This is a genomic window from Limnospira sp. PMC 1279.21 (genome assembly GCF_032349615.1).
GTDB classification, from domain to species: domain Bacteria; phylum Cyanobacteriota; class Cyanobacteriia; order Cyanobacteriales; family Microcoleaceae; genus Limnospira; species Limnospira fusiformis.
Genome location: NZ_JARPLU010000140.1, coordinates 1 through 12,861 on the forward strand (window position 1 = coordinate 1; position 12,861 = coordinate 12,861).

Consider the following 12,861-nt stretch of genomic DNA (forward strand, 5'->3'; position numbering starts at 1 on the left):
ACCATATTGGAAGTCTCGAAGGTGGGCAAAAAAATCAGGCTGTGTTATGGGATGGCCAGGGATGCGACCCAATCAAGCAAGGGGTTGAAGTCCTCACCGGGTAGTCCCCACGCCCATTTCAGCTCTATTTCATACCCGAAGGTCTCGCACCATACTTGGTATTATACCGTATGGCCGTAAAATGTTAACCTAATTTGAGATGAAATCATGCTCTTGAGCTAATCATAGCCCTTTTTGGTTTCCCATACTCAGGTCTTACAGGATTATTTGACTACTCCCCGCGCTAAAGCGACGGGGATTCCCCGGAGGGATTTCAGAACTTCCGACAAGTCGGACTCCTAGGCGAAGTCAAATACGCCTCTATAGGTGGCCCGAAGGCTTCCTTTTACTTATTTTCATTCAATCACCTTTTGTCTCTCGCCAATGAAACGTCTTTGCTGCCGACATTTCTGCATGATGCAAGTCTGCCCTCACGGGATGTTAAGCCCCTTTCATTTGGGTCATAGAGAAGGCGATACCATTCTATCATAGTCATTGCGGCTAAAGCCGCCGAGTCGTTTTTCCGCCCCGCTTTAAAAAGACGGAGCTACCAAACTCCCGAATTTTTGCCGTGTCAAGGATAAACCCATCTTACACAGAGCGATCGCACTTCTGGATAAATTAAATCAATCATTTTCCAAATTACGCAACTCATCCTTGAGTTTATCAACCTGATCGCGCAAGTCTTCAATATTATCATCACTCGCCGGCGCTTCTTCCTCATCATCAATAATTTCGATGCGACGAGGTTGCGCCGACTGAGGTGGTGTAGGATTATAATCAGCGCCTGGTTCTTGTGCTTGTCGGAGAGCATCGTCAACAAAACGGCGGGCTTCTTCCGTGGTCATTTCGCCACGTTTCACCAGTTCATCTGCTAATTTTTGGGCTTCTACCTGTAACTCAGCCAGTTTATTCCCCGCCTTTTCCCCGGCGTAGGAAGCCAAACCAACCCCAAGGTAAACTGCTTTTTGGACTAAATCTCCAAAACCGGGCATAGGGAAAAACTCTCCAGGCAATAATAGGGGAAGTTAAAAATGGGAGTGACCCGGATTCCACGCCTATCAGAAGCATCCCGTGTTGCTGCTACCTTCCGGTCCTGACAAGATTTAGGCGTTCTGACCGCATAGGTCCAGGCCACAAAATTTATTATAACACAGAAATTCACGGTGCAACCACACACCACTCAAAAATTTCGTAAGTCACGCAATTATTAACCACCAGAGGGTCATCAGCCACAATAGCTTGGGCGGCGGCCATAGACTCAGCCTCAAAAAGCAACATTCCGCCACCTCGCCGGACCCAATAGCCGCTGCGCGCTTGATGTCCTTTAGCAGCCAACTGCTTGACATACTCGATATGGGCGGGGACATATTGATCAAAAACCGCCTTTTCGACAATTCCGGTTTCAATTTTGGCAAACCAAGGCATAATCGTGATTAATCTAATGTTTTAATCGTTAACACTTGGGGCGGACTCGCGTCTGGGGGATACAGAAAGTCAAATTCCACCTGTCGCCGTGTTCGGGGTTGAATGTCTAATTCAATCAAAGGTTCCCCCTTTTGTCCTCGGTTTTGGACTAGGTGAAAGTATCGGCTAACTGTAGTTCCCGAATCATCAGTATAGCGGAAACGCACTGTTCCTCTGAAAAATACCCGGCTGGGAGGTTCCTCGAAAAATTGCACTCCCCCGTCGGTGAGTTCATTACTTTTGAGGGGGGTTTCCATGGTGAGGACTACGGTTTTAGGGGTATTGGTGGGATTGGATAAGTCTAGGGTTAGGCTATATTGAATGCCATAGTTCCCATGGGCTTGATAGGCGGTATCCTCATAACGAACTACCATGGGGGCGCTTTGGTTTTGGTTGGTTCCTAATTTACCTCCAGGTAGGGAACTGAAAATATAGGAAATGGCTTGACCGGGTTCGGGAATGGTTAGGTTAGTTATCTCGGCTTTCCAGACTGAACCTAGGGCGACTCCAGCAACTCGACCATAAATGATGTTCTCTGGACTATTCGGGGGGGTGGGTGCTAGGTCGCGGGGAGTTACTAGAGAACCATTCTGCAATAATTCTACCCATGATTCTAGGGCGGGGCTAGATTCGCTACCGTCGGGGTTTTGGATGGCAAATTGAGCTAGACTAGCTATATGCACTGCACCGCTACTCTGGAGCCGCATAAGAAGCGATCGCCCATTGAGAGGTGGTTCTAATGTTTTTACCGGAATAGGGGCTTTAAAGACCATCTGAAACTGCTGTGGTGGAATGATTACTTGGTCGGGAGGTGATGACTGTCCCCCTACTCGCAAAATCTCCCCCATGACTCGACTTCCTGGACCTGCAAATACTGTCCCATCATTGTTGTCTAATACGGGGGGTAAGGGGATAAATGGTGCGTCTGGTTGGCTGAGATAGCTGGCTGCTTGTAATATCTCTAAGGTGACCGGTTCGCTGGTGGGGTTGTAAGCTAATAAGCCCAGATATAGGGTGCGTAAGTCTTCGGGGTCGGTAGGTCGAGCGATATGATGGGCAAAAATGTCGAACCTACCGTCAAAGGGAAAGTTAAGATGGGCATTGGTTTGGGTTTTACCTTCGGGGGGAAAGGTTGATAGTAAGATACCCTCGACTGGTACAACTTCCGGGCTATTGCTATTGAACACTGGAATATTATCTAGTTGACCAGGAAGGGGACGCACTTCTTGGGGTCGGGTGATGACTACTGGCGGCGGGGGGGTGACTGACAGGATTAGGGGAGCGATCGCTAGTGGTAGCATAGAGTGATGGTAATCTGGATAATTGAGAATGTTAACTTATGGATTATACTGATTGTCAAATACTTTGTGTATGGTAGGACAACTTTTTTGGCAAGTTGAGGGCTAATGTTCGTGCTATGGTAAGACTATGAATGGCGATCGCTTAAATCGGAAATCTTTAAATGTCACATCACCACGACTACAAAGATTAGTGGATCGGTCTATTGATGTGTTAGAGTCTCTGTTACAAGACCGGGAAGTTTCCCCTTTAGACCGGGCGGCGATCGCTCTGAAAATCCTGGAAGCGACGGGGAGTGATCTCCGTCAAACTTTACCATCTGTTAATGTTAATATCCCCGACTCTCCCCTAGTTTTGGGTAGTTATGTTCAGATGGAAAATTTCTTGTCTCCCTCAGAAAATAAACAGGCTTTACAAATAGCGATCGCTTCCGCTGACCAATTTGTGGCATCCACAACTACAACCGGGGCTGTCAACTACCGAGAATCGTCGATTCTATATGCGACTAAGTTCCCCGAATACTATAAATTTATGAAAGGTCGCATTTTAGAAACTTTACCGCAGGTATTATCTCAGTTGAAACATCCCCCTTTTACCGTCGCAGAAGTGGAAATGCAGCTAACCGCCCACCACAATGGTGGATATTATAAGATTCATAATGACTCTAGTAGTGCCAAAACCAAAACTCGCACCATCACTTATGTCTATTATTTTTATGACGAACCCAAAGCCTTTACCGGCGGACAACTGCGACTTTATGAAACCGAGTTACGCAATGGTGTCGCCTACAACAAAGAGACCTTTAAGACTATTGAACCCATTAATAATAGTATCGTGTTTTTTGATAGCCGTTGCAAACACGAGGTCATCCCTGTTAGTTGTAATTCCCCCAACTTTAAAGACGGTCGTTTTACCCTAAACGGTTGGCTGCGGCGGGGGTAAGACTAACACATCAAAAACCTGGTTGAGTTTTTATCTATAAGCGTTCAGCAATTCCAGATTAATTAGTAGCAAATACAATGCCAGCAAATCGGAGGATTAAATAAGTTGTGAATGACCAGTTACCCCCTCTCCTCAATAAAGCGATCGCCTCAGAAAAACGCCTAGATAATTTATTATCAGATTCTCTAACTTTAGTCGAAAACGCCCTAAATAGTTCTGAAATATCTCTATCTGAAAGAGTCGAAATAGCCTTAAAAATTTTGGATATCTCTGGTGTCTATCATCAATTAAATCGCCCCCAAAATTCTAATGATGATCCCGAAGTTGCTGAGACTAGCACCACAGACACCCCTAGGTTATTAGAAGCCAACTTTATCCAGGTTGACAACTTTTTATCACCCGAAGAACAAGCAGAAACCTTTAAGATAGCCTTCCAAAATCATGATAAGTTTTTCCCGTCTGGAGTCGCCAACAAGGAAGAAAATACCCGCAAATCTTCGGTTTTACTGGTGCAAAACTTTGATGAATACTACAACAAAATCAGACATAAAATTCTGCAAATTAGACCGCAAATCTTAGCCCAACTTAACTTACCGACTTTTTTGGTTTCCTGGGTGGAAATGCAAATGACAGCCCATAACCATGGAGATTATTATTATATCCATCAAGACATGGATGGCGAAAAAATTGCCAATCGAGTTTTAACATACGTCTACTATTTCTATGAACAGCCAAAAGCCTTCTATGGTGGAGATTTAAGGATTTATCCCACCTACATTAATGGTGATGGTTATACGATTGGTGAACAGTTTGTTACAGTGGAACCTCGCCATAACAGTATCATCTTTTTTGATAGTCGCATGAAACACGAAGTTCTCCCAGTTTTCTGTCCTTCTGGGAGGTTCGAGGATAGCCGATTTACCATTAATGGTTGGATTCACCGTTAAAATAACCCTATAGGGGGGGTTGACAATATACGGAAACTGATGCTATAGTATTGACATAATCTTTTTTAATAATCGATAATTTGCGTAAATTTTAAAATTGCAAATATTCCCATTATTTGAAATAATAACAGAAGTCACAAGCAAAAGCAACCTATCCCCCCCCAAAAAAATTTTTTGCAACATTTCTTAACATTTTGTTACAAAAATAAAATTCACGATGCGATCGCCTGAGAGAAAGTTATGGTAGGGGCGGGTTCCGCCGTAGCGTGTTCGGTTCACAGGGGTTAGCCTAGTCAACCCGCCCCAGAACCCACCCGATAACCAGCACCACGCCATGGTAGGGGCGAGTTCCGCCGTAGCGTGTTCGGTTCACAGGGGTTAGCCTAGTCAACCCGCCCCAGAACCCACCCGATAACCAGCACCACGCCATGGTAGGGGCGGGTTCCGCCGTAGCGTGTTCGGTTCACAGGGGTTAGCCTAGTAAACCCGCCCGACAACGCACCCGACAACCCGCCCGATAATGCGCCCGATAATGCGATCGCCGTACCACGCCACAATCAAAAATGGACATAGCAGGTTCCCACAATTTAAGATTAAAATGTGAGATACTTCTTAACATTGTCTTAGCACGCATCCGACAATTATTTCAAATCACCGTGATTGATCTCGAGTGTTTTCCCTATAGTGTTGGACACGAAAATGATGGGGTATGTTTGTTGTTACGCATGGGGCCCCATCACATTTTGCTTGATTGTGGTTTGCGGGATATTTCCCCACTGCTAACATCTTCCCAAGCATCTATAGCTGACTTGGTGATTTGTTCCCATGCTCATGCGGATCATGTTAGGGGTTTGTTGGCACTACATGAAAGCTGTCCAGAGTTACCAATTTATGCCAGTGATGTTACTAGCCAATTGTTACCCATCAACTGGCCAGAGGAACTGTCATCAGGGCAAATGCCGAAATTTTGCCAACCCCTACCGCTGCGAACAGAAGTCCGACTGAAGGAAGGACTAAGCATCACCCTATTTCCTGCTGGTCACCTGCCCGGCGCGACTTGTATGCTGCTGAAATATAATGCACCGAATCGCACCTACAAGTTATTTTATACGGGGGATTTTTTCCTATCCAATTCTCGATTAGTGGAGGGTCTACCCCTAGGGGAGTTGCGGGGACTCAAGCCGGATGTGCTAATTTTGGAAGGGAGCTATGGAACTGCACGCTATCCCCACCGCCGCCAATTAGAAAACCAACTAGCCGAAAGAATTTATCGAGCGATCGCCTCTGGTTATTCCGTACTAATTCCCACCCCAGCATTAGGGTTAGGTCAGGAATTATTAATGCTACTGCGTTCCCACCACTACTTCACAGGTAGGGATATTGACATTTGGGTTGATGGCCAAGTCCAAACCGGGTGCGATATATATTTGGAACTGCTACCCCACTTCCCAGCGAATATACAGAACTTTGCCCAACATCAGCCACTATTTTGGGATGAGCGAATCAAGCCTCGTGTCCGTCGCCTCTCCCCCGAATTGTTGCCAGAACTGGAGCAATCCCCCTGTATTGTGATTGTAGATGACGAGACGGATATTGAACAGTATTTGCGCTATCGTCCTCGGTTGTGGACGTTATTTTTATCAGAAACTCCCGGACACACCAGGGAAATATCAACCTTGGTCAATTCTGGAGAAATTTTGTTAGAAAGCTATTTTCTGGCCGAACATTGCGACGGTCCAGGAACTACCCAACTGATTCATAACCTGCGACCCCAGCACGTGATTTTTGTGCATGGTTCTCCTATTTATTTAGCGGATTTAACCAATTTAGACGAATTGCGGAACCGCTACCAATTGCATTACCCAGCAGCAGGCGCACAGGTCCCATTACCCATTGGGGAGACTTTTCTACAACCGACCCTCCCAGAAACCCATTATCAGGGGGAGTTAACCGAGTCGGCTACCGAGTTAAATATTACCCTACCCAATGCTTTGTCTGTCGATCCACGGTGGTCTACCTTTGCAGATACGGGAATTGTGGAGGCCAGATGGCAGGGGGAAGAGTTAGTTTTGCGGGGAATTTCCCAGCGGGAATTTCTCAGCAGTCAGAGCGATCGCACAATGCCATCAGACTTAGACTGTTGCGGGAATTGCCAATATTACCGAAGCGGGCGTTGTTGGAACCCAGTTTCGGCTTTATATGGCTTTAAAGTCACCCCAGAGGGTTACTGTCCGGTGTTTGAGCCGTTAGCCCCCCGAGACCAGTAACAGAAGGGACTATTCGCGATCGGAGTCGGTGGAAGGGTTACGCAGTTGCTCGGCTTCTGGACATTCATCAGATACCTGTAGCTCGAAATAGCCACGGGGAACTGATGCCAACTTTTGACTAATAGATCCGATGCTCTCGAGGCGCACGATTTCTTCCCAAGAAGACACTTCGTCATCTTCTTCTGTTTCGTAGCGCAGCGTGACCAAATCCCCCTCGATATCAAGAATATGGGCTTTTTCGATCCACCTTTGCTGGTCCCGCAAAAAGATGCAGACTTCGCGGCCATCACAACAAAGTTGATAGATCTTGCGATGTAGCATTTTTAACTTAATCCTGAGAAGTTCGCTGGCTAGGTCAAATCGCCATATTAAGGCGTTGGTCTGATGGGGATGATTATAAGTCATCCATGCGCGCTTATTGTACCTGATGTTTGACTGAATCCCATCTGTGTAATTTTATTAATAGCGCATCATTGCTTATTATTATACAGTGTAATCACAAATTTCGGTATCACTCCGATCCATGCGGAGGCGGGAAGTTATTAATCTAGCCGGAAAAAGATCTCAATTATGGTTTACGCACAAAATTTATCCCAACCTACAGTATTTGACCTCGCGCGATCGGGTGATTTTCGGGCGATCGCCTATCTGATTAATAGCTACCTAGCCCCCCAGGGGATACAGGCGCGGGTCATCCCCGATCGCAAAGGATGTTTGCAGGTGCTGGTGGAGTTTCAACAAGAACCGATCGCCGAGAGAATTATTAAATATATTTGTCATGTCCTGTGGAAGCTGAACTCTCCCCAGGTCTTGGGGGTAAAAATTGCCGGTCGCTTCATGGGTGAACCAGATATCCTGTGGAACCAGTCCGTTCGTATTGTCACACCCGCCGCGCGTCAACATTTCCATAGACGAAAAGGGACTCGCCTGGACTTTAAAACCCTGCGGACCTTGCTGCTAATGACCTCAGTAACCGCTACTTTAGTTCTGGGATGTTGGGTGAGTTATTATGAGGTAATTGGTCGGGATGCTCAAGCTATGACCTATTCCCGTGGAGACGAGCGGAGGCAGTCGGGTCAGGTAGCGATGACATCTCCCCCAGTCACTAGACCTAATCAGGTGCGGGCAGCTTTAGAAACTGTCCCCGTGATTCAACATGAAAATGTATTAAATCCAGAGGACCCTACCGTAACATTAATGTTTGGGGGAGATGTGAACCTGGCTAGTTCCTTTGCTCAGAAAGTTGGTGATAATTATAGTTGGGCTTTTTCCGAACTACAGGAATATCGGGATGCGGATCTAGCTATGGTCAACTTGGAAAATCCTTTGACCAGAGCCACTCTGGCACGCCCTAATCGACAATTTAATTTTAAAGCTGATCCAGAAGCAGTTAAGGTATTAACAGAAGGTGGCATCGATCTGGTCAATTTAGCCAATAACCATATCATGGATTACGAAGAAGCAGGACTGGTGGAAACTCTGGAAACCTTGCAGCAAGCCGGTATTCATGCGATCGGAGCAGGGCGGGATATCGTCGAAGCGCGACGACCGAAAATTATTGAGGTAAAAGGACAGCGGATCGCTTATTTTGGCTATTATGATGCTGATTTGAATGCGGCCGGGGAAAATCGGGCGGGAACTAACTCTCGTGATAATGAACAGATCGCCGCAGATATTAAAGCTGTGCGTGACCAGGTAGACTGGGTAATTGTTAATTATCACTGGGGAGTTGAACTTTCTGATTATCCCGGAGATTGGCAAATTGATCTGGGTCGCTATACCATTGACCAGGGAGCCGATGTGGTGATTGGACATCATCCCCAGGTTCTTCAGGGTGCCGAGATATATAAAGGCAGACCAATTGTTTATTCCTTGGGAAATTTTATTTTTGGTGGTAACAATCGCAGTGATTACGATACAGCCATTTTAAGGGTTTCACTAAAGCAAAATCGGAAAATGAAGGTGGAATTTTTACCCGTTGAGGTGCGAGGATATCAGGCTCGTGTAATGCAAGGGGAAAGCGCCAAGGCTACTTTACGCCATATTGAGCGCATTTCCCGGATTTTTGATCAGCCGATGCCGTACCAGGTAGTCCTGAAGGCTCGTTCTACTGAACCCGCTTTGAGTGATGCTATAACTACTCCTGAAGTACATCAGGAAACTTTGTCCCCTGGGTTATCGAGGAATGAAGAATCAACTACTATTATCTTAGATGATGCGGATAGTGAATCTTCCGTTGATGCTGATCAGCCGACAACCCCATGGTCGGAAACTTCTGGGGAGTCCAAGCAGTTGCAGCCTTTTATCAAAACTCCTTTTATTACCGAACCTTTTATTTCTCTCCCTCAACCTGAAGCGAGAACTTCAGAAGGCAGCTACAATGATTCCCAGTCGGAAATTTCCGGCTATTTAACAGCCGGGTCTCACCGCCAAGCTAAATGTGATCAGTCGATCGCTAAAACCGATAGGGTTTCTCCTCTGGCTCATAGTGGTGAGGCTATTCGTCTTCCTCAACTAGGGTGTTAGAGGTTTATTGGTCAGGATCTAAAACTTTCAACAATGTCAGCGTGCGTCACCCCATGTCATTTGTCGTGTTTCGTCAACAGCCCCACTCCACTTGCGGGATGGGGTTTCTCCGAGGAAGATCATGAAAATTATCACTGTGTGACGGCACCCGACAAACTCTACTAAATTCCCAAGGAAGAATAAATTACTGTGTTTGCGATCGCACTTAACCAAAAACAATATAAGACCTATACCCTATGTGACCATAAGGCAGAGTCCTGTCTGGAGGTAGTACCGGAAAGGGGTGGGTTAATTACTCGCTGGTCAGTTAAAGGTGAAGAACTGCTATATATGGATGAGGAAAGGTTTGCTGACCCCAGTTTGACCGTCCGGGGTGGTATTCCGATTCTGTTTCCCATCTGTGGAAATTTACCCGATAATAGTTATACTCACCAAGACCGGGAATATGGGCTAAAACAGCATGGCTTTGCTCGTGATTTACCCTGGAGCGTAAGAAAACAAGACGAAACCAACGCCGCCTCCATTACTCTAGGGTTAACTAGCAATGAGGAAACGCGATCGCTATATCCCTTTGACTTTGAATTAGAGTTTACCTATACCCTCAAGGGAAACGGACTAGAGATTTTCCAGCGTTACACTAATCTATCAGGGTTAGTGAACAGTATGCCCCCTGAGTCCATGCCTTTTTCAGCCGGTTTACATCCTTATTTCTGGGTCCCAGATAAAAGTCAACTGCGTTTTCACATTCCAGCCATGCAGTATTGGGACCAACCCACCCAGAGTCTCCACGATTTTCGAGGTTACTTTGATCCTAATGTCGAAGAAATCGATGGGATTTTTGGGCCTTTGACCGGATTAGGAGCGACCATGACTGATTTAAGTCGCAATTTAAGATTATCCCTCAACTACAGTGCAGCTTATTCCCGTGTAGTCTTTTGGACTGTCAAGGGTAAGGATTATGTTTGTCTCGAACCTTGGACTGCACCGAGAAACGCTATGAACACCGGAAAACTGCTAACTCACCTAAAGCCGGGAACCAGTTGCGAGATGGTAGTTTACCTTATGGCAACTTTTTTATAAAAAATGTTTGACAACCAAAATTAGCTATGCTACTATAGAAAACTGTGTGAGATTACAAAAACCACTCACGAGGGTCGCTAACTCAATGGTAGAGTACTCGGCTTTTAACCGATTAGTTCCGGGTTCGAGTCCCGGGCGACCCATTCGCACTGTGTTTCCAGTGATAATTGCGTAATTAGCTCCGCGCCGATAGGGGAGCGTCGGGATTAGTCGCTTTCCACTGAGGGGGGGGCGGCGGTAAGCCAGCTACGATGGGCGGAAAATTGACAGATTCATCGTTGATGGTATGATGGATACACCTGACAGGGCAGTAAATAGCGAGGAAAAACTGCTATACTCGGTTTGGTGGGTTGGAAGCCCGGGCTGTAGTTTGAGATTCAGCGTCGGGTAGTTCAGTAAATATAACTTGATACAATGAGCCATAAATCGTAAAATTGTTTTAAGATTGTTTTAATCAAAACCTCAATTAGAGATTAAGAAGACTTAGGAGGAGACTTTATGGCGATAGTACCGATGCGGTTGCTGCTAGATCATGCTGCTGAGAATGATTATGGCATCCCGGCTTACAACGTTAACAACATGGAGCAGATCCAATCGATCATGCAAGCTGCTCATGAAACCAACAGCCCCGTGATCCTGCAAGCATCTCGTGGTGCTCGCTCTTATGCTGGTGAAAACTTCCTGCGCCACCTGATCTTGGCGGCGGTGGAAACCTATCCTCATATCCCTGTGGCTATGCACCAGGATCATGGAAATTCCCCCGCCACTTGCTATTCTGCAATGCGTCATGGCTTTACCAGTGTGATGATGGATGGGTCTCTGGAAGCTGATGCCAAGACCCCCTCTGATTTCGAGTACAATGTGCGGGTAACTGCTGAAGTGGTTAATGTAGCTCACTCCATTGGTGTGAGTGTAGAAGGGGAACTGGGTTGCTTGGGTTCTCTGGAAACTGGTATGGGTGACAAGGAAGATGGTCACGGCGCGGAAGGTGTCCTGACTCGCGACCAATTGCTGACCGACCCCGATCAAGCGGTTGAATTTGTAGAACGTACTCAGGTTGATGCTTTGGCTGTAGCCATTGGAACTAGCCACGGTGCTTATAAGTTCTCCCGTAAACCGACTGGGGAAATTTTGGCAATCAGCCGCATTGAAGAAATCCACCGCCGTTTACCAAATACCCACTTGGTGATGCACGGTTCTTCTTCTGTTCCCGAAGATCTGATTGCTTTGATCAACCAATACGGTGGTCAAATTCCTGAAACTTACGGTGTTCCGGTTGAAGAAATCCAGAAAGGTATCAAGAGTGGTGTTCGGAAAGTGAACATTGATACTGACAACCGTTTGGCGATTACTGCTGCTATTCGTGAAGCTGCGGCTAAAGATCCTTCTAACTTTGACCCCCGCCACTTCATGAAGCCTTCTATCAAGTATATGCAGAAGGTTTGCGCCGATCGCTATCAACAGTTCGGAACTGCTGGTAATGCTGACAAGATTAAAGTTCAAACTCTCGACGAGTTCGCGGCTAAATATGCTAGTGGTGCTTTGAGTGCAACTTCTAAAAAAGCTGTGGCTGTGTAGTTAACTTATGTTAACTCAGAGATGGGTTTTTAAATAATTAATTTAACCCGGTTTTATGCCGGGTTTTATTTTTTGAGGAGGTTCGAGAAACAGGTTGATAGGAGAGGGTGAATTCATCAAAAGGGATTATAGAGGAGATTAGGGATAAATTTGGGGGTAATTTTCTGGCTCGACAAAATTACCATCACAATCAGACTTTTCTCGATATTCGATCGCCTTAAAATCGACTTGATCCCATTGATATTTAGCAAAAGATCCACAATCTCCTATACCCCGATATTTGGTAAAGACAGTTAAAACACCCTGAATAGGGTCATAATCAACCAAACCGACGACCTCATCAATCTGAGTTTCTACCCTTTGACCACTAGAGTTGATTTCAAATGATGGTAATTTAACCCGCGAGACCTTAACACCCTGATTAGTTTCTCGATAGACAAAGAAATTATAATTATTTTGGTAGGCTGTTTGAAAGCAGAGTAATTGTACCAAATATCCCTGAGTTCCCAAAGGATAAGCAAAGGAACCGACTTGAAAGGGGAAAGAAGTACCACCGGGACAAAGGGTTAATTGGTCACGATTGCTGTAAAAATACTGCATTATGGACTCAGGAACCCGAAAAAAAGGATCACCTTGCTCAAGGTCTTCGTCGATCGCTTCTGGAGCATGATTTAATCTCAAATTAGGTTAACATTTGACGGCAATACGGTATAATT

At 45.8% G+C, this 12,861-nt stretch carries 11 protein-coding genes, 1 tRNA gene and 1 other RNA gene; 7 read left to right on the top strand and 6 right to left on the bottom strand.

What is annotated here, in order from left to right; all coding sequences use genetic code 11:
* Positions 1 to 665 precede the first annotated feature (665 nt).
* From P5683_RS18270 to P5683_RS18285, 4 genes are all read right to left on the bottom strand, one after another.
* Complete coding sequence (locus tag P5683_RS18270; protein ID WP_006624043.1) at positions 666 to 1,034, bottom strand: phasin family protein; 369 nt, start codon at positions 1,032 to 1,034, stop codon at positions 666 to 668.
* A gap of 44 nt (positions 1,035 to 1,078) precedes the next feature.
* Positions 1,079 to 1,175, bottom strand: an RNA gene (ffs, locus tag P5683_RS18275) — signal recognition particle sRNA small type.
* A 25-nt stretch (positions 1,176 to 1,200) separates the two neighbouring features.
* Positions 1,201 to 1,467, bottom strand: a complete 267-nt coding sequence (locus P5683_RS18280; protein WP_006624042.1) for a YciI family protein — start codon at positions 1,465 to 1,467, stop codon at positions 1,201 to 1,203.
* A gap of 8 nt (positions 1,468 to 1,475) precedes the next feature.
* Positions 1,476 to 2,807 (bottom strand): DUF3370 domain-containing protein, encoded by a 1,332-nt coding sequence (locus P5683_RS18285; RefSeq protein ID WP_006624041.1) that lies wholly within the window; start codon positions 2,805 to 2,807, stop codon positions 1,476 to 1,478.
* A 127-nt stretch (positions 2,808 to 2,934) separates the two neighbouring features.
* Between P5683_RS18285 and P5683_RS18290 the strand changes: the two genes are divergently transcribed.
* The 3 genes from P5683_RS18290 to P5683_RS18300 all read left to right on the top strand — a co-directional run bounded on the left by P5683_RS18290 (position 2,935) and on the right by P5683_RS18300 (position 6,961).
* Entirely contained in the window at positions 2,935 to 3,747 is an 813-nt protein-coding gene (locus P5683_RS18290; protein ID WP_008053168.1) for a 2OG-Fe(II) oxygenase, read from the top strand.
* A 107-nt stretch (positions 3,748 to 3,854) separates the two neighbouring features.
* Complete coding sequence (locus P5683_RS18295; RefSeq protein ID WP_006624039.1) at positions 3,855 to 4,694, top strand: 2OG-Fe(II) oxygenase; 840 nt, start codon at positions 3,855 to 3,857, stop codon at positions 4,692 to 4,694.
* Between the two features lie 563 nt (positions 4,695 to 5,257).
* The gene (locus P5683_RS18300; RefSeq protein ID WP_006624037.1) at positions 5,258 to 6,961 is read left to right on the top strand and encodes an MBL fold metallo-hydrolase; all 1,704 of its coding nucleotides are present in this window, start codon (positions 5,258 to 5,260) and stop codon (positions 6,959 to 6,961) included.
* A 9-nt stretch (positions 6,962 to 6,970) separates the two neighbouring features.
* On the opposite strand, the gene P5683_RS18305 is transcribed toward P5683_RS18300, so the two are convergent.
* The gene (locus P5683_RS18305; protein WP_035760090.1) at positions 6,971 to 7,282 is read right to left on the bottom strand and encodes a DUF6679 family protein; all 312 of its coding nucleotides are present in this window, start codon (positions 7,280 to 7,282) and stop codon (positions 6,971 to 6,973) included.
* Positions 7,283 to 7,531: 249 nt separating this feature from the next.
* On the opposite strand from P5683_RS18305, the gene P5683_RS18310 reads away from it, so the two are divergent.
* The 4 genes from P5683_RS18310 (at position 7,532) to fba (ending at position 12,145) form a co-directional block, all read left to right on the top strand.
* A complete protein-coding gene (locus tag P5683_RS18310) occupies positions 7,532 to 9,487 on the top strand; it encodes a CapA family protein (RefSeq protein ID WP_008053164.1) in 1,956 nt (651 codons plus the stop codon).
* Between the two features lie 189 nt (positions 9,488 to 9,676).
* Positions 9,677 to 10,567 (top strand): aldose 1-epimerase, encoded by an 891-nt coding sequence (locus P5683_RS18315; RefSeq protein ID WP_006624034.1) that lies wholly within the window; start codon positions 9,677 to 9,679, stop codon positions 10,565 to 10,567.
* Positions 10,568 to 10,638: 71 nt separating this feature from the next.
* Positions 10,639 to 10,710 (top strand) — tRNA-Lys (locus P5683_RS18320).
* A gap of 355 nt (positions 10,711 to 11,065) precedes the next feature.
* The gene (gene fba / locus P5683_RS18325; protein WP_006624033.1) at positions 11,066 to 12,145 is read left to right on the top strand and encodes a class II fructose-bisphosphate aldolase; all 1,080 of its coding nucleotides are present in this window, start codon (positions 11,066 to 11,068) and stop codon (positions 12,143 to 12,145) included.
* Positions 12,146 to 12,283: 138 nt separating this feature from the next.
* Here the strand turns inward: fba and P5683_RS18330 are convergent, their stop codons facing one another.
* Positions 12,284 to 12,826, bottom strand: a complete 543-nt coding sequence (locus tag P5683_RS18330; protein ID WP_006624032.1) for a DUF1176 domain-containing protein — start codon at positions 12,824 to 12,826, stop codon at positions 12,284 to 12,286.
* Between the last annotated feature and the right edge of the window lie 35 nt (positions 12,827 to 12,861).